Below are 15,660 nucleotides of genomic sequence, written 5' to 3'. Positions count from 1 at the left end.
ACCGGCGCAGGCCAAGCGTTGAGCGAGCATGGATCCGTCGGCGCATGCTGGTCACTGAGCGAGCATGCATGCGCCGGCGACCTTACGATGAGGTTATGGGTACAGCTTTAGTCACGGGAGCAACATCAGGTCTGGGAGAAGAATTCTGCTGGCAACTTGCCGAGGCGGGACATGATCTGGTTCTGGTTGCCCGCACGCAGGAAAAACTCGATGACCTGTCCAATCGTCTGGAGCAGATCGCGAACATCACGACCGAGGTGATCGCAGCTGACCTGTCGCAAACCGGGGACGTACAGCGGGTTGCCGAGCGTCTCGACGTTCAGCCTGATGATGAATCTGGATGTGCACCGGTGGGCCTGCTGGTCAATAACGCAGGGATGGGTCTGGGGGAGGAGTTCCTCGACAACGAACTGGAGACGGAAGAGCAGGCCCTGGATGTGATGGTGCGAGCCGTCATGGTGCTGTCGTACCACGCTGGTCGTGCCATGCGCCGACGAGGAGTAGGCGCCATCTGCAACATCTCCTCCATCGCTGCAGAGACCGGGATGGGTACCTATAGCGCGCACAAAGCGTGGGTGAAAGCCTTCAGCGAAGGATTGGCGTTCGAACTGGAAGGAACCGGGGTGACTGTCACCGCTGTATCACCGGGCATGACGCGCACAAACTTCCACAAGGCAGCTGATGTTGATGTGTCCGACACACCGGGATGGATCTGGTCGGATGCGGAAACGGTGGTCTCGCAAGCTCTTGAGGCCGTTCGTCGAGGGCGGGTGCTGGTGACGCCGACTGCGCTGTATAAGAGCGCGAATGTGGTCTCTCGGCTGACTCCGCGGTGGTTGATGCGTAAGGTGATGCGCGCCGTGCCGCACATGTAGCGTGACGGGGCTGCTAGCATCGCGGGGCGTTGTGCGGGCAAGTTTGCCAAAATTGTTACCAAATGTAAACAAATGTAACGCGCTGCAATCGCATACATTTTGTGGAGAAAACGTTGTAGAGTGAAAGCGACGTCGATCGTTGATCGGCACCTGAGAGGCGGCTCGATCTGAGAGACCACCAAATTCAGGTTTTTTGACACGAAGGAGTGAACGCAAATGGCAACCAGAAAAGGAATTGCCTTGGCAGCTGGCGCTGCTGCGATGGTGCTGATGACGGCATGTAGCAGTGGCGGTGGCGGACAGACATCAGGGGACTCAGGTGCCTCTGGTGGCGGCGCAACCGGTGAATTCGAGGGGCGCGGCCCCATCACCTATGTGCAGGGTAAAGACAACTCCGGTCTGATGGCTCCCATGTTGGAGGATTGGAACAAGGACCACCCGGACGAAAAGGTTGAGATGATCGAGCTGTCGGCCGAAGCCGATCAGCAGCGCAACTCGATGGTTCAGAACGCTCAGACCCAATCAGATGCATACTGCGTTATTTCTCTGGACAACATCCACGTCGCCGAATTTGCTGCTCACCGCTGGGTTGAGCCGCTCAACGAGGCAGACTTCGAAAAGGACAAGATTCTGCCGGCTGTGTGGCAGACAGGCCTGTACCGTGACCAACTTTACGCCGTTCCATACGCTTCTGATGGTGGCATTCTGTACTACCGCAAGGACCTGCTTGAGCAGGCCGGCGTGACCGATCCGCCCAAGACGTGGGATGACATGAAGAAAGGCTGCGAAGCTGTGCGCGGCCTCGACGGTCATTCAGACATCGGGTGCTATGGCGGACAGATGGCCAAGTACGAAGGCCTGACGGTCAATGTTGACGAAGCCATTCACTCCGCCGGCGGACAGATTGTCAGCCCCGAGGGCGAAGTGGTTGTCGACTCGCCTGAAGCCCTCAAGGGCCTGCAGACGCTTGAAAACGCCTTCAAGGATAACTTCATTCCTGAAGAAGCCCTGACTTACAAGGAAGAAGAAGGCCGCGCAGCATTCGAGAGCGACCGCCTGGTCTACTACCGCAACTGGCCATACCAGTACTCCCTGACCAAGGAAAAGCTGGGCGACAAGTTCGGAGTTGCTCCGCTGCCTGGTTTGACCGCAGATCAGCCTGAAGGAGGCATGTCCTCACTGGGCGGCCACAACGTCGCCATCTCCAGCTTCTGCAAGAACAAGGCAACCGCGTACGACTTCATCAAGTGGTTCACCTCAGAAGATATCGAGAAGCGCCTGCTCACCGAGCAGACACTGGCCCCGATCTACTCCGCGCTGTACGACGATCAGGAACTGATTGACCAGTACCCGTATCTGCCGGCGCTGAAGGGCTCCATCGAGAGCGCTGCACCGCGCCCGCAGGTTGTGAACTACGGCGACGTGTCGGCAGCGATCCAGGATGCCGTCTTCCCCGTACTGCAGGGACAGGCCACGTCCGAACAGGCGGTTAAGGACCTGAGCGCTAAACTCACCGAGCTCACATCTGCTCAGCAGTAACATTGTCACCGCTCCTGGTTGGGTGGCTTGTGCCACCCAACCAGGAGCCTTAGCGCGCTTTCCAGGAGGAAGAACTCATGGCGAAAGCACCCGCTCAGAAGACGCAACGTCGCGGAAAATCTGAGTCGCAGAAACAGCAAAGTCGCCTGGCGGCACTGCTTGTTTCGCCCACCATCATCGTTATTTCAATCGTCATTTTGTTCCCCACGATTTCGGCTCTGTATCAGTCGCTGTTCGGCGCCAAGGGAATCGATCCTGAAACAGGATTCGTCAACGATACCGAGCCATTCGTTGGACTGGACAATTACATCAACATTTTCGCCGGAGACACCGGCGCACGATTCTGGACCGCGTTCTGGAACACGACATTCTTCGCGTTTGTCACAGTCAGTATCGAAACCGTCCTCGGCGTGATCATGGCGCTCATCATGCACCAGGCCATCAAGGCGCGCGGATTCGTCCGTGCGGCAATCCTCGTGCCATGGGCCATTCCCACTGCCATCTCGGCCGTGCTGTGGAAGTGGATCTTCGATGCGCACGGAGCTGCGAACGCCCTGCTCAATACGCAGATCCTGTGGGCGACATCTGAATGGCCCGCCAAATTCGCCATCATCATCGCCGACACGTGGAAGACGGCGCCGTTCATCGGACTGCTGACCCTGGCCGGTCTGCAGATCATTCCCGAGGAAGTCTACGAGGCAGCCAAGATTGACGGTGCAAACGCATGGCGTCGTTTCCTGTCCATCACGCTTCCACTGGTCAAACCAGCACTCGTTGTCGCAGTCCTGTTCCGCGCTCTCGATGCTCTGCGCATGTTCGACCTGCCCTACATTCTGATTGGACCGCGTAAAGGATCTGTCGAAACGCTGTCCATGCTGGTTCAGGATGAGGCAACAAACCTGAGATACGGGTCAGGTGCTGCGTACGCAGTGATCCTGTTCCTCTACGTCTTCCTCATATCCTTCGCCTTCATCAAGTTGCTCGGCGCAGAACTGTTTGAAGATGACGGCCAGTCGCAGAAGAGCTCGAAGCTGCGTTTGAGCGCGTTCTTCAAGCGTTCGAAGGAAGCGAAAGAAGTCCAAAGGCCACCCTCGTCCACCACCGGGGGAGCTGACGCGCCTGCCCAGGCCGGATCGACTGCGGAGGTGACACGATGAAAAGCAAAGGTGTCAAGGCGGCTCTGCTCGACACGTCCTCATGGATCGGCATCATCGCGATCGTGGTGTTCTGTCTGGCTCCGTTCTACTGGATGATCGTGTCCTCACTGCGTCCCACGCGCGACATTTTCGACACGACGCTGTGGCCGCGCGAAGTGAGCATGGAAAACTACGTTGAGGTCTTCAAGCCAGACCGCCTGTTCACGCAGTCACTGTTGAACTCGCTGATCGTTGCCGGCGTGACGACGATTCTGGCACTGCTGGTCGCGACGTTCACCGCGTACGCTCTGGCGCGACTGGAGTTCCCGGGCAAGACGTTGGTACTGACCATTGTCATCGCCTCGTCGATGTTCCCGTTGGTCGCCATCGTGGTGCCGTTGCTCAAGCTGTTTACACAGTGGGAATGGATCAACACCTATCAGTCGATGATTGTGCCCGACCTGTCATTCGCACTGCCGCTGGCCGTGTGGAACCTGACCAGCTTCTTCAGGCAGATGCCGCGCGAACTGGAACAGGCCGCAATGGTCGATGGCTGCACGCCAGGTCAGGCCTTCCGCAAAGTCATCATTCCGATCGCCGCTCCTGGCATTTTCACCACTGCCATCATCGTCTTTATCAATGCGTGGAATGAGTTCCTCATTGCCGTGACGATGGTCAACAAGCAGGACATGAAGACTGCTCCGGTCATTGTGTCCCAGTTCGGTGGCGTATCCGGGTTTGAGACGCCGTTCGGCTCCCAGATGGCGGCCGGCGTGGTGGTCACCGTGCCGCTGGTCATCATGGTGCTGATCTTCCAGCGCCGCATCGTTGCCGGCCTGGCAGCAGGTGGCGTCAAACAGTAAAGGAGGCACAGGCGCCGCGGAACGCCAGACGGAACGGGCAACCGAGGCGCCAGGGTACTCCACTACACGCGAATACTCCCCAGATGAAATGCCCAATGTGATGTCATGGGGCAAGCTCTCCGCGCCGGCACTGCACGCGGTAGGCTTGCCCCATGACTAATGACTCCCATAAATCGCGCCTGGCCGAACTGGTACGTGAACTCGCCGTGATCCACGAGCACGTCACGCTGGCATCGGGCAAAGAATCTGATTTCTACGTCGATATGCGCCGAGCCACCCTCCATCACGAGGCAGGCCCCCTGATCGGCCACGTCATGCTGGACATGCTGGAAGAAGCTGGTTTCGGGCCCGAAGACTACGACGCGGTGGGCGGTCTGACGATGGGCGCCGACCCGGTGGCCACCGCCATGATGCACGCAGCGGCCTCTCGCGGCCTGAACCTGGACGCATTCGTGGTGCGCAAAGCAGCCAAGGACCACGGCATGAAGCGCCGCATCGAAGGCCCAGACGTTCAGGGCAGGCGAGTGATCGTCCTGGAAGATACCTCCACCACGGGTGGCTCACCGATCGAAGCTGTCCATGCTCTGCGTGAAGCCGGGGCAGAAGTCCTGGCAGTTGCCGTTGTTGTGGATCGCGCCACGGGTGCCAAAGAGCGTATCGAAGCAGAAGGACTGCCGTATTTCAGTGCCCTCGGACTGGCTGACCTCGACCTCGATTAGCTTTTACCTCGATCTCAGTGAGTGCTGACCGGAAGGTCGATTCACGAGGGTAGCCTGCACGCTGATCCCAGCCTGGCGCGGACTGGCCGGAGCTTAGCCGCGTCCAGCTTCGACCAATTCGACCAGATCGCCAATGCCTTGGTGAACACCAAACGGGCGGTACGGGAAATTCTGAATTTCGTGTTCATCGGTTGAGCCAGTGAGCACGAGGTGTGTGCGCAGTCCGGCCTCCACACCGGCCTGAATATCGGTATCCATACGGTCACCGACCATCGCCGCGGTCTCGGAGTGTGCGCCGATTTTATTGAGCGCGGCCCGGATCATAATGGGGTTCGGTTTACCTACGTAGTAGGGCGAGCGGTTTGTTGCACGCTCGATCATCGCGGCAATGGAGCCGGTTGCCGGAAGGGTGCCCTCGTCGGAAGGCCCGGTCGCATCGGGGTTGGTGGCGATGAACTTCGCGCCTTTTTCGATCAAACGGATCGCGCGAGTCAGGGCGTTGAAGTCGTAGGAGCGTGTTTCGCCCAGAATCACGAATTCAGGATCCGTGTCGGTCATGATATAGCCCGCATTGTGCAGAGCAGTGGTCAGGCCGGCCTCGCCAATAATGTAAGCCGATGATTGCGGGGACTGCTGCGACAGGAACGCAGCGGTCGCGTTGGCAGACGTCCAGATACGGTCTTCCGGCACGTCCAGGCCGGAACGAGCCAGTCGGGCGGACAGGTCGCGGTTCGTGAACGTTGAATTATTCGTCAGTACCAGGAACGGCATGTTGTGCGATTTCAATGCGTCGAGGAACTCCTGCGCACCGGGAAGCGCGCGGTTTTCCTTGACCAGGACGCCATCCATGTCGGACAGCCAGGCAGTGGCCGGTGGCATCTGCGAGAGCGGCACCGTGTCGTAGAGGTTTTCGTTCATGGCTCTAATGTATCGAGGATCTACCGTTAGTGGGCAGATGCGGGGCAAGAAGGTGCAGATGCTGTCGCGACATGTGTCTACGTGTATGGCGGTGCGCGGCATTCAGGTCGAGAAGTGGCAAGACGAGGCGAGGGACAAGCTGGAGTGCAGTGTCAAGGCGACCTGTGAAACCGAGGTGCTCATTATCCGTGTACCCTAGTCGCCGTGGAGGATACGAATCGTTCAACAGCACCCAACGCTCCTGCAGGGGTAGGGCCGTGGCCAGGGGGATCAAATGCATGGCCCGATGACGAGCGACTCGACCCCGACTTGTTGGCGAACGGCGATACACGAAACGTTGAAGACCAGTACCGTTACTGGACCATGGATGCCATCCGTGCCGACATGGCACAGCGCTCCACCGGGCTGCATGTGGCGATTGAAAACGTCGAGCATGATTTCAATATCGGCTCGATTGTGCGCACCGCAAACGCTCTTGGCGCCAGACGTGTATGGATTGTGGGGCGTAAGCGGTGGAATCGTCGAGGCGCGATGGTCACTGATCGCTACCTGGATGTAGCGCATGTTGACGACTGTCAGGCACTCGCTCGCCAGTGCGTCGAGCAGGGAATCACGCTTATCGGTATCGACAATGTGGAGGGCTCGCGTCCGCTCGAAGGGGCCGTGATTCCCGAGCGGGCATGCCTGGTTTTTGGTGCCGAACGCGGCGGGCTGAGCGAAGCTATGCGGCGGGCTTGTTCCCAGATCCTGCACATCACGCAGTATGGGTCGACCCGGTCGATGAATGTGGGTCATGCCGCTGCCATTGCTATGTGGGCATGGGTTGTGCAAACAAAGGCGACGAGCTAGAGGCCATTGTCAACACTCATGCGCTGGGCCTGCTGCCAATAAGTGTGCAATGGTCGGACGGGACTTTCTCCCCTCCACGGCCGAGCAAAACATGAGATAATACTGATTGACCGACTGTCGTTCAAAGAGGAGGCTCCTGTGCCTATCGCAACACCTGAGGTCTACAACGAAATGTTCGATCGCGCCAAGAAGGGCAAGTTTGCTTACCCTGCGATCAACGTGACCTCATCCCAAACTCTGACTGCAGCTCTGCGAGGCTTCGCGGAAGCAGAATCCGATGGCATCATCCAGGTTTCTGTGGGCGGCGCAGAATACTGGTCCGGCTCGACGATCAAGGATCGCGTTGCCGGCTCACTCGCTATGGCTGCATACGCACGCGAGGTTGCCAAGAACTACCCAGTCACCGTCGCGCTGCACACTGACCACTGCGCCAAGCAGAACATTGATTCCTGGATTCGTCCGCTCATGGAACTGGAAGCCGAAGAGGTCAAGGCAGGACGTCTGCCCTTCTACCAGTCCCACATGTGGGACGGCTCATCCGTTCCGTTGGACGAGAACCTGAAGATCGCTCAGGAACTGCTGGAGCTGTCGCAGAAGTCCAACACCATTCTTGAAGTTGAGATCGGTGTTGTCGGCGGAGAAGAAGACGGCATCAAGGGTGAGATCAACGAAAAGCTCTACACCACTCCTGAAGACGGCATCAAGACCGTCGAGGCACTGGGTCTGGGCGAAAAGGGCCGTTACATCACAGCGCTGACCTTCGGTAACGTCCACGGTGCGTACAAGCCTGGTTTCGTCAAGCTGCGCCCGGAGATCCTCGGAGAGATCCAGGAAGCTGTGGGCAAGAAGTTCGATGCTGGCGATCGACCCTTCGACCTGGTGATGCACGGCGGATCCGGTTCGACCGCTGAGGAAATCGCCACCGCTGTCGAAAACGGCGTCATCAAGATGAACGTCGACACCGACACGCAGTACGCATTCACCCGTCCCGTTGCCGCCTGGATGATGCAGAACGTCGAAGGCGTTCTGAAGATCGACGGCGAGGTCGGCGTGAAGAAGCAGTACGATCCTCGTTCATGGGGCAAGGCTGCTGAAGCTGGCATGGCTGCTCGCGTTGTCGAGGCATGTGAGCGTCTGGGCTCCACCGGCACCAAGATGAAGTAAGCATTCGCGAGCCGCTGTCACTGACAGCATCCGCGAACGGTCACCTTGCCGGTGACTGACGTGAAGAAGGCTCGGATGGGCGCGCTGTCGAGCGTGACCATCCGAGCCTTTTCGCTGTGTAAAGGCAGAAAACGGCGCCTGACTGCTCAAAATGGGGCGCAAGACGTCTGCTCGTGATGAGATACTGGTAGTGAAATCAACGTGGGAGGATCCAATGACGCAACAGTGGAATCGGATTGACGGCATGATGATTGCCCAGACACTCAATCCTGAAGAAGTCGCTGAAGACTTGTCCAAGAGAGGAATCGTCGCGCGACTGGAGTGGTTTGACCGCAGCACGCGGCTGCTGGGCTTTGTCATGGCATCCAACGATGATGGCAAGCTCGCCACCATCGGACCTCGCTCCGAGATCCTCAAACCGGGACCAACCGAACAGGAACTCGCTGACGAACTTGCCACCACCTACAAGGCCGAGGTGCGACTTGGCGCCGGCCAGTCAGACCACCTGGATGAAGTTGTTGACGGACCGCACGACGATGCGCGGGCGGACGAGGCAGGCGACGACGATTCCGACAAGGACGCACCAGATACGGCCGACGAAACAGCCTCATTAAGCCAGGACGAACTGCGCGCCCAATTCAATGGCGACATGAACGAACCGCTCGATGCAGTGAAATCGCGCATTATCGAAATCGGACGGACTCCCGCATCGTCCGTCCCACTGTTGGCGGCACTCGAAGGTGTCGATATTGCAGATCTCGAGCTGCCCGGCGATGCACGCGCACTCTTTGCCGAACTGCCCCCGGAACGTTTGGGCTGGAACTTCGGCGATTTGCCGCTGGTCACGCTGTCCATGGCAGATGACGAATTCCAGATATTCCTGGTGACCGACGACCATCTTGAACATGTCATTTCCTTCAACTGGGCAATGCGATACCTGATGGTCCCCGGCAAACGCGGTGTCAGCGGGAAAAGCACCGACGAAATCGACGCGCTCGTCGGCGAAAACACGAATATGAAAGAAATCGCCGCGATGATTCCCGGTGCCGACGCCGACGCACTCATTGACGCCACCACAAAGAGCGGTGACGAGGCAGTGAAAGCCGTCGTAGCGGCAGTTGGCCTGCCGGATAGTGCCGCCGACTTCCTGCTCGGCAGGTGCGAGGCTGAAGCAGTTGAGGGAACGCAGCCTCACATGGCGCGCGGAATTTCCAATGCAATTGGTCGAAGCGTTGACATTCTGCTGCGGGAACCGGAAGCAACCGGCCACAACATCTGGGAAGCTTACCACTCGACCGCGCTTGAAAAGCCCTGGATTGTGCGCGTCGGCGCAGCGGTGGAAGCTGCAACCGGTGCGATGCTGGTGGCAACGGCGATCCGCACCTCGAAACCCCGATCCGGATGGAGCAAGGTCGCCGGTATCCTCGGTTCACTGCTCATCATTGACTCCGTTGCTGAAGTGTCACTGGCGAAACTGCTGGCACTGCGAGCCGACCGGCGCACGGACGCTGCCGCACAGTAGTTTCTTTCTTGGGGAACTGAGCGTTGTGGGCGGAGACGGCATGGGATGTTGAGGCTGTTACCGCAGTCTTTCTGCATCCAGGAGCCATACGGCCATTGCGCCCTGGCCGCGGTTATTCCATGCGTAGTACGGCACCAATGTTGCGCGAGTGCTTGTCAATGACGGCGAGTGATGCGAGTACAGTGCCGCGTTGTCCGAGGAGGTGGCCGCGGCGGCAGAAAGATGAAGCTCGTAGAGACCAAGCTCATTGTTGAAAGAAGTATCGGCGTCAGAGCAATCGGCTATGGCAATGCATGGTATGGGTGCATCGTTGTCAATCTCTTCAGCGCAATACACCAGAGGTCCACGTTCAATTGCCACCTTGCCGGCGCAGCCTCCTACGCGGGGATTTGCCCACACGCGGGTTGTGTCCATCGCAAGACGAAGGTCCACCTGCGTCGAGTCGTGCCACGTTCGTTCGATGCACGCGTACCCGTCGCACATCGCAGGGGTAACAGACTCGCCATTGATGGCCAGTGTGAATGACGAAGCCCATTGCGGAATTCGTAAACGCAGCATGTGCTCTGTCGGGGAACTGGCACTGACAGTGAGATTGACGTGGCCATCCCATGGCATGTTGCTCGTCTGCTGGATTTTCATGCTGCCGTTTGCAACAGGCCACGATGCCTCACTGCTGATATAGAGATTGACGGTCATCACTTCAGCCTTGTGATCGTCAGCAGTGTGACACGTGGTATCTTCAGTCGAAGTGGCAGGAGAGTCGCCCTCGTCGATGGAGTAAATAAAGTGTTCGAGCGAAGTGAGCAGACGTGCGAAATTCGGCGGGCAGCATGCGCACCCAAACCACGGTGAACGCGAACGCGTCCCATCGGACTCAAGAGGATTATCGTAGAAATAGCTCATGCCATCGAGTGAGGCTCCGGAAAGCACCCCGTTGTACAGTGCGCGCTCAAGAACATCAATGTGACGTGCTTGACCGGTCATGTACGCCATGCGTTGTGCCCAGAAAACGAGGCCGATAGCTGCGCATGTTTCGGCGTAGCCGTGTTCGTTCGGCAGATGATAGGCAGGCCCGAAGGATTCGAGTGCTGGTTCGGATCCCACTCCGCCCGTGACATACATTTTGCGTGTCGTCACGTCATTCCACAGGGTCTCGCATGCGTCGCGCAGACGCTGATCGTGAGTGGCGATTGCGAGGTCAGCCATTGCGGTATAGAGGTACATGGCTCGCACTGCGTGCCCAACCGCTTCATCCTGCTCGCGTACGGGTCGATGCGCCTGATGATATTCGTATGTGTCATCTGACTGCATGCCTGTCCGCGCGCGTTCTTCGAGTGCGAAGTATGAGGGTTTCTGGCCGCGCCGATCAATAAAGCGTTGCGCCAATTCAAGATAGCGTGTCTGGTTCGTAAGACGAGCCAACTTTACCAAAGCGAGTTCAATTTCCTCGTGACCTGGGTAGCCGCCACTGCAGGGTCCATCATCTGCAAACACACGGTCAATCAGGTCGACATAGCGGGTGACAACACCCAGCAGTTTTGTCGAGCCGGTTGCATACGTATGCGCGACGGCAGCCTCAATGAGATGGCCGGCGCAATACAGCTCGTGTTGATCTCGCAAGTTTGTCCAGCGCTTGTCAGGCTCGACCAGCGTGAAATGGGTATTGAGATAGCCGTCGTCCTGCTGGGCGCCGGCAAGCAGTTCAATCGTGGAATCAACGGCTTTTTCGAGGGCGGGATCTGGATGGGCGGCCAGAGAATTCGATGCAGCTTCGATCCATTTGGCGATATCTGAATCCCAGAAGATGTGAGGTTCTGGTGTCTGGCCAGGTTTCCACGCCATTTTTAGCGCATCAAAATGATGCCCCGGTTTGCTCATCTGAGCCTGCTGATGGGAAAGTGAGCGCGTGCGGACGATTTCGCGACGTGGAGACCAGAAATCATCAGTAACTGTGACTGACTTGAGAGGCAGTGCGCCTGGTAACGGAGAAAAAAACGATAAATGTGAACGTTCACGAATCACGGCAGTGTGAATCCTTTCGAACCGTTTTCTTTGATGGTAGTAGCCTGATGGCCATTCGTCGAATGTGCGTTGATACGCTGCACACCTGGCGTATCAGAAACTGCCAGAAGGAGACGGCGCGTCGACCGGCATACGGCCGACGCGCCACAACGTCTTCTAGGCGCGCAGAGCCTCAGCCGGGAAGTCCTGAACCCGGTCAGTGAAAATACCCGTGACACCCCATGCGGCCAGTTCGCGTGCGCGATCAACATCGTTGACAGTCCACACGTTCACTTCCAGGCCAGCCTGACGGGCATACTCCACGTCGCGATGTGTGACAGCCTTATTTGCAGGGTGAACCGCTGTGCACCCCAGTTTGGCGGCGGCATCGACGGCACTGGTGATCGACTCGGATTCGGGGTCAACGAGCCAGCCCAGATCGAGGGATCGATGCACCGTACCGAAGGCGCTGGCCTGGCCGCCCTGGTGATGTGCCTGCCATGCGACGGAAAAGTCGCAGAGGAGGGCGTGATCAAAGGAGGACACCAGGATCTGCGACGGATTCTTCATACCGGCAACGAGCACACAAATACGGTCGATCAGCTCGCTGCGCAGCGTCTGCCCACCCTGGCACGGCTTGATCTCCAGGTTGCCGATCATCTGATTGGCGTCCAGGAACGTGAGCACCTCGCTCAGCTCAGGAACTCGCTCAAAGCGATATGTGTCGGAGAACCACGCGCCCGCATCCAGGCGACGCAGGTCCTTGAAACCTTTGTCGTAGTAGCCGCCGGTACCGGACGTGGTGCGGTCGAAAGTCTGGTCGTGCATGACCAGTAATGTTCCATCGCCCATGATGTCGACATCGAACTCGATTCGACGAGCCCCGACTTCCATCGCTTTGACGAACGCTCCCATCGTGTTTTCGGGCGCGAGGGATGAGGCCCCGCGATGGGCGAAAAGGTGAGGAAACTCAGACACGGATTCTCCTTCAGACGTAGTCAGGGGCGGTGCAATGTCGCCCTCGTTAATACATATCCTCATTGTGGAAGGCAGGCAACTCTGCAGTATCGAGCGGGTCAGGATCGAGAAGCACAGCCTCGTCACGCTTTTGAGGCAGAACGGAACGCGTATAGGAATCGATGACGTCAGCGAGCGGGATATCATGTCCGGCTTGCTGAGCGAGGTACCAGCGGTGCTCCAGAACTTCATGGAAAATCTGCGCCGGCTCGAGTTTCCGGGTCATCTCGGGCGGCACGCCGGTGACGATCGGTTCGAACACGTCACGCATCCATTCGTGCGCCACGATTTCAATGGGCATGTTCTGACGACCGGTGATCGCACGATACGTTTGCAGATCATTCAGCATGCGGCGTGCCTGCTGTTCGCCCACATCCATTCCCGTCAAACGCATGATCTGTCGGTGGTAGTGCCCTGCATCCACCACTTTTGGCGTGATCGTCAGGTGCGTGCCGTCAATATCTGACACCATCTGCAGTTCGCCCACATTGAAACCCAGGTCGTTGAGGCGTTCGATGCGCTCAGCGACCTTCCACCGCTGATTCAGCTCGATGGATTCGGATGCGGTCAGTTCGTGCCACAGGTCCTCGTAGCGCGAACGGATGCGGTCGCCCACGATGATCGGGTCTTCGTCCTCCGGAAAGAAACCGCCAGCCTGCAGGTCCATCAGTTCACCGATAATGTTCGTGCGCGCCAGGTCAACGTCGTAGTCACGCTGACCGGGCGTCAGGTTCGGGTGCAGCTCGCCGGTTTCCGCGTCCACCAGGTACGCCGAAAATGCCCCGGCATCGCGGCGGAACAGTGTATTCGACAGGGACACGTCGCCCCAGTAGAAGCCGAGCAGGTGGAGGCGAACGAGCAGCACGGCAAGCGCGTCGATGAGACGAGTCGCCGTGTCGGGAGTCATGAACTGGCTGAACAATGCGCGGTAGGGCAGTGAAAACTGCAGGTGCTCTGTAACCAGTGCGGCGTTGAGCTCTTCGCCCTGCGGGTCGCGTCTGCCAGTAATGACAGCTGTAGGTTGGACGGACGGAGCATCCAGACGCACGAGATCGCGCAGGAGCTGATATTCGTGGTGGGCAACCGACTCGCCAATCTCCTTGACGGCGATCACGCGCCCGGACAGGTTGACGAAACGCACGATGTGTCGCGAAATTCCTCGCGGCAGCGCGGCCAGAATCTCACTGGGCCAGTCTTCCAGCGGAACTTCCCACGGAAGGTCCAGCAACGCAGGATCGACGCGTGCAGCAGTGATCTCCATGGACTGAGGCATAGGTCTATTCTCGCACTTTATTGGCGTGTCATGTGGGACGCATGGATGGACCGGCGGACGCCGGCTTGCAGATGCGCGGGGTGGGGTCGCCCTCGTTGAGAGTGAAAGATCACGAGGAGCGACTGACCAACCCGGTTTCTGCCTTGTGCGCGAGTTTAACGCTGCGCAAGAATCGCGTCGGTGAGCGTGTCGGCTTCCGCTGCCCAGCCACTGGGCGTGGGATGCATGTAGCCCATAAGGTCGGTGGAGGCGAAAGGTGCTGAGATCCAGGAATGATCTTGGGACGCCGCCATGTGCGGATCGAGGCCGTGCCCGTCGAAGGCGTCTCGAATGTCAACAAGGTGGAAGCGGGTCGTCCCATTGGCCTTGTTCAGATCGCTGATGATGCTGGACTGCAGGTCGGTGTAGCGAGCCTGGAGGGTGCGCAGCGTGGTGCCGGCATCGAACCAACCTGCAGGACCTTCGGGAAGCATGTAGGACGGCGTGCTCAGCAGATCCGGGTAGGACAGCAGATAGATGTCAGCGTTGCCGGCGGCACGCTCGTCAATATCTCTCAGAAGGGTGGTGAGGCGCGTGCGGAAGGTGTCGACGGTGACGGTAGCCTCGTTCATGCGCTGCTGGCAGGACGAGGCATCACGCCCGATGAAGCAGGACACGATGATGCCGAAGAAGTTGGCATCGTTGCCGCCAATTGTCAGGAACACGGAGTCATAGTCGGGGGTGACGGCGTCGAGCTGAGGGAGCGCGTACAGGTGGCATTCGGCGGTGGCCGTGTAGAGAGAACCGGCAGGTGCGGGAGCGACCTGGCGAATATCCCACGTGAAGTTCCCCTCGGGAAGTACGCCGCAGATCTGGGATTCTTCGACGCGGCGCTGCCATTCAGCGGGCTGGTCAGGGTAGGTCGACTTGGGTAGAACGTAGGTCTTCGTCACCGACTTCTTCCACCCCAGGGACTGTGAGGAGTAGAAGTCCTTCGACTGTGCACCTGAGCAGGCACGGTTTGTGTACGAGGCGCCAAGGCGTTCAGCGGTGACAGCACCGTAATTATTGGGCGAGCGGTAACAGTTCGTGTCCGTGTAGTTCTGCGCGCCGTTCCCGGCCGAGTAGGAATCGCCCAGCTGCAAAATAGTGTGCGGGGTCGAGGGTGACTCAGATGCGGTGGCGCTCTCAGCGTGCGCTGTAAGCGGTGCGAGGAGACTGAGGCATGCCACTGCAATGCCTGATGCAACTAGACGACGCATTTGACATCCTTCCATGATGGCCTGAGGAGCGGCCGCAGCTGGCCCCTCCTGTCATGACAATACCTTGTGAAGGGGACAGAACGCGTGAACAGGCCGCCAGGAATAGGCTGGTCGGTAAATCGCTGGACGTAGCGACACAGGGGGTCACGATGAGCCTAACGGTTAATCTGTATTACACAGGACACAATGGGAGCGCCCGCGCATTTGCTCAGGAGATGGTAACCAGCGGCATTGTTGATCGAGTTCGCGCCCAGGAAGGTAATGAACGTTACGAGTATTTCTTCCCGATGAATGATCCGGAGACGGTTCTGTTGATCGACCGTTGGCATGACCAAGAAGCCCTTGACCGGCATCACCATTCAGAGATGATGACGCAGATCGCGCAGCTACGTGAGAAGTACGCGCTGCATCTGCGGGTCGAACGCTATCGCGACGATCACTGACCATGGGGGCCTGACGGCGATCCGTGTCGTCCTCGATATCGCCCTACCTTCCAGCGAAAGCTGTACGATCAGGTGATCAGCCCTGATGGTGAAAACCGTG

The 15,660-nt window shown here is 58.4% G+C and carries 15 protein-coding genes; 10 read left to right on the top strand and 5 right to left on the bottom strand.

Translation table 11 applies throughout. The features are described 5' to 3' along the window. The first annotated feature begins 95 nt into the window (after window positions 1-95). The 5 genes from BN3002_RS07185 to pyrE all read left to right on the top strand — a co-directional run bounded on the left by BN3002_RS07185 (window position 96) and on the right by pyrE (window position 5,132). Window positions 96-875: an SDR family NAD(P)-dependent oxidoreductase gene (locus BN3002_RS07185; RefSeq protein WP_058237286.1), complete on the top strand. Its 780-nt coding sequence runs from the start codon at window positions 96-98 to the stop codon at window positions 873-875. A 216-nt stretch (window positions 876-1,091) separates the two neighbouring features. Beyond that, window positions 1,092-2,414, top strand: a complete 1,323-nt coding sequence (locus BN3002_RS07180; protein ID WP_058237285.1) for an ABC transporter substrate-binding protein — start codon at window positions 1,092-1,094, stop codon at window positions 2,412-2,414. A 77-nt stretch (window positions 2,415-2,491) separates the two neighbouring features. Further along, entirely contained in the window at window positions 2,492-3,571 is a 1,080-nt protein-coding gene (locus BN3002_RS07175; RefSeq protein ID WP_058237284.1) for a carbohydrate ABC transporter permease, read from the top strand. Further along, the gene (locus tag BN3002_RS07170; protein ID WP_058237283.1) at window positions 3,568-4,413 is read left to right on the top strand and encodes a carbohydrate ABC transporter permease; all 846 of its coding nucleotides are present in this window, start codon (window positions 3,568-3,570) and stop codon (window positions 4,411-4,413) included. The genes BN3002_RS07175 and BN3002_RS07170 overlap by 4 nt, the downstream gene beginning before the upstream one ends. A gap of 152 nt (window positions 4,414-4,565) precedes the next feature. After that, a complete protein-coding gene (gene pyrE, locus BN3002_RS07165) occupies window positions 4,566-5,132 on the top strand; it encodes an orotate phosphoribosyltransferase (RefSeq protein WP_058237282.1) in 567 nt (188 codons plus the stop codon). A 93-nt stretch (window positions 5,133-5,225) separates the two neighbouring features. Here the strand turns inward: pyrE and BN3002_RS07160 are convergent, their stop codons facing one another. Beyond that, a complete protein-coding gene (locus BN3002_RS07160; RefSeq protein WP_058237281.1) occupies window positions 5,226-6,050 on the bottom strand; it encodes an HAD-IIA family hydrolase in 825 nt (274 codons plus the stop codon). Between BN3002_RS07160 and BN3002_RS11155 the strand changes: the two genes are divergently transcribed. The 4 genes from BN3002_RS11155 (at window position 6,049) to BN3002_RS07145 (ending at window position 9,585) form a co-directional block, all read left to right on the top strand. Beyond that, the gene (locus BN3002_RS11155; protein WP_154955713.1) at window positions 6,049-6,249 is read left to right on the top strand and encodes a hypothetical protein; all 201 of its coding nucleotides are present in this window, start codon (window positions 6,049-6,051) and stop codon (window positions 6,247-6,249) included. The genes BN3002_RS07160 and BN3002_RS11155 overlap by 2 nt on opposite strands. 5 nt (window positions 6,250-6,254) lie before the next feature. After that, window positions 6,255-6,899 (top strand): TrmH family RNA methyltransferase, encoded by a 645-nt coding sequence (locus tag BN3002_RS07155; RefSeq protein ID WP_058237280.1) that lies wholly within the window; start codon window positions 6,255-6,257, stop codon window positions 6,897-6,899. A 138-nt stretch (window positions 6,900-7,037) separates the two neighbouring features. Next, entirely contained in the window at window positions 7,038-8,063 is a 1,026-nt protein-coding gene (gene fbaA, locus BN3002_RS07150) for a class II fructose-bisphosphate aldolase (RefSeq protein WP_058237279.1), read from the top strand. Window positions 8,064-8,277: 214 nt separating this feature from the next. After that, complete coding sequence (locus tag BN3002_RS07145; protein ID WP_058237890.1) at window positions 8,278-9,585, top strand: hypothetical protein; 1,308 nt, start codon at window positions 8,278-8,280, stop codon at window positions 9,583-9,585. A gap of 57 nt (window positions 9,586-9,642) precedes the next feature. Here the strand turns inward: BN3002_RS07145 and BN3002_RS07140 are convergent, their stop codons facing one another. The 4 genes from BN3002_RS07140 to BN3002_RS07125 all read right to left on the bottom strand — a co-directional run bounded on the left by BN3002_RS07140 (window position 9,643) and on the right by BN3002_RS07125 (window position 15,117). Further along, window positions 9,643-11,607: a glycoside hydrolase family 127 protein gene (locus BN3002_RS07140; RefSeq protein ID WP_058237278.1), complete on the bottom strand. Its 1,965-nt coding sequence runs from the start codon at window positions 11,605-11,607 to the stop codon at window positions 9,643-9,645. Window positions 11,608-11,763: 156 nt separating this feature from the next. After that, complete coding sequence (locus BN3002_RS07135; protein WP_058237277.1) at window positions 11,764-12,564, bottom strand: glycerophosphodiester phosphodiesterase family protein; 801 nt, start codon at window positions 12,562-12,564, stop codon at window positions 11,764-11,766. 46 nt (window positions 12,565-12,610) lie between these two features. Continuing rightward, window positions 12,611-13,876: a DUF4032 domain-containing protein gene (locus tag BN3002_RS07130; protein WP_257525571.1), complete on the bottom strand. Its 1,266-nt coding sequence runs from the start codon at window positions 13,874-13,876 to the stop codon at window positions 12,611-12,613. Between the two features lie 155 nt (window positions 13,877-14,031). After that, on the bottom strand, window positions 14,032-15,117 hold the full coding sequence (locus BN3002_RS07125) for an SGNH/GDSL hydrolase family protein (RefSeq protein ID WP_058237276.1): 1,086 nt from the start codon (window positions 15,115-15,117) through the stop codon (window positions 14,032-14,034). Between the two features lie 149 nt (window positions 15,118-15,266). Here BN3002_RS07125 and BN3002_RS07120 point away from each other — a divergent pair, with 149 nt between their 5' ends. Beyond that, entirely contained in the window at window positions 15,267-15,560 is a 294-nt protein-coding gene (locus BN3002_RS07120) for a putative quinol monooxygenase (RefSeq protein WP_058237888.1), read from the top strand. Window positions 15,561-15,660 lie beyond the last annotated feature (100 nt).

It is taken from the genome of Actinomyces ihuae (assembly GCF_001457875.1).
Lineage (GTDB): Bacteria > Actinomycetota > Actinomycetes > Actinomycetales > Actinomycetaceae > Pauljensenia > Pauljensenia radingae_A.
This window is presented reverse-complemented; position numbering and strand designations above follow the sequence as displayed.

Bases quoted from the DNA above. Each gene is read 5' to 3' on its own strand.
- BN3002_RS07185 (WP_058237286.1), top strand. From the start codon at position 96: ATGGGTACAGCTTTAGTCACGGGAGCAACATCAGGTCTGGGAGAAGAA.
- BN3002_RS07180 (WP_058237285.1), top strand. From the start codon at position 1,092: ATGGCAACCAGAAAAGGAATTGCCTTGGCAGCTGGCGCTGCTGCGATG.
- BN3002_RS07175 (WP_058237284.1), top strand. From the start codon at position 2,492: ATGGCGAAAGCACCCGCTCAGAAGACGCAACGTCGCGGAAAATCTGAG.
- BN3002_RS07170 (WP_058237283.1), top strand. From the start codon at position 3,568: ATGAAAAGCAAAGGTGTCAAGGCGGCTCTGCTCGACACGTCCTCATGG.
- pyrE (WP_058237282.1), top strand. From the start codon at position 4,566: ATGACTAATGACTCCCATAAATCGCGCCTGGCCGAACTGGTACGTGAA.
- BN3002_RS11155 (WP_154955713.1), top strand. From the start codon at position 6,049: ATGGCTCTAATGTATCGAGGATCTACCGTTAGTGGGCAGATGCGGGGC.
- BN3002_RS07160 (WP_058237281.1), bottom strand. From the start codon at position 6,050: ATGAACGAAAACCTCTACGACACGGTGCCGCTCTCGCAGATGCCACCG.
- BN3002_RS07145 (WP_058237890.1), top strand. From the start codon at position 8,278: ATGACGCAACAGTGGAATCGGATTGACGGCATGATGATTGCCCAGACA.
- BN3002_RS07130 (WP_257525571.1), bottom strand. From the start codon at position 13,876: ATGCCTCAGTCCATGGAGATCACTGCTGCACGCGTCGATCCTGCGTTG.
- BN3002_RS07125 (WP_058237276.1), bottom strand. From the start codon at position 15,117: ATGCGTCGTCTAGTTGCATCAGGCATTGCAGTGGCATGCCTCAGTCTC.
- BN3002_RS07120 (WP_058237888.1), top strand. From the start codon at position 15,267: ATGAGCCTAACGGTTAATCTGTATTACACAGGACACAATGGGAGCGCC.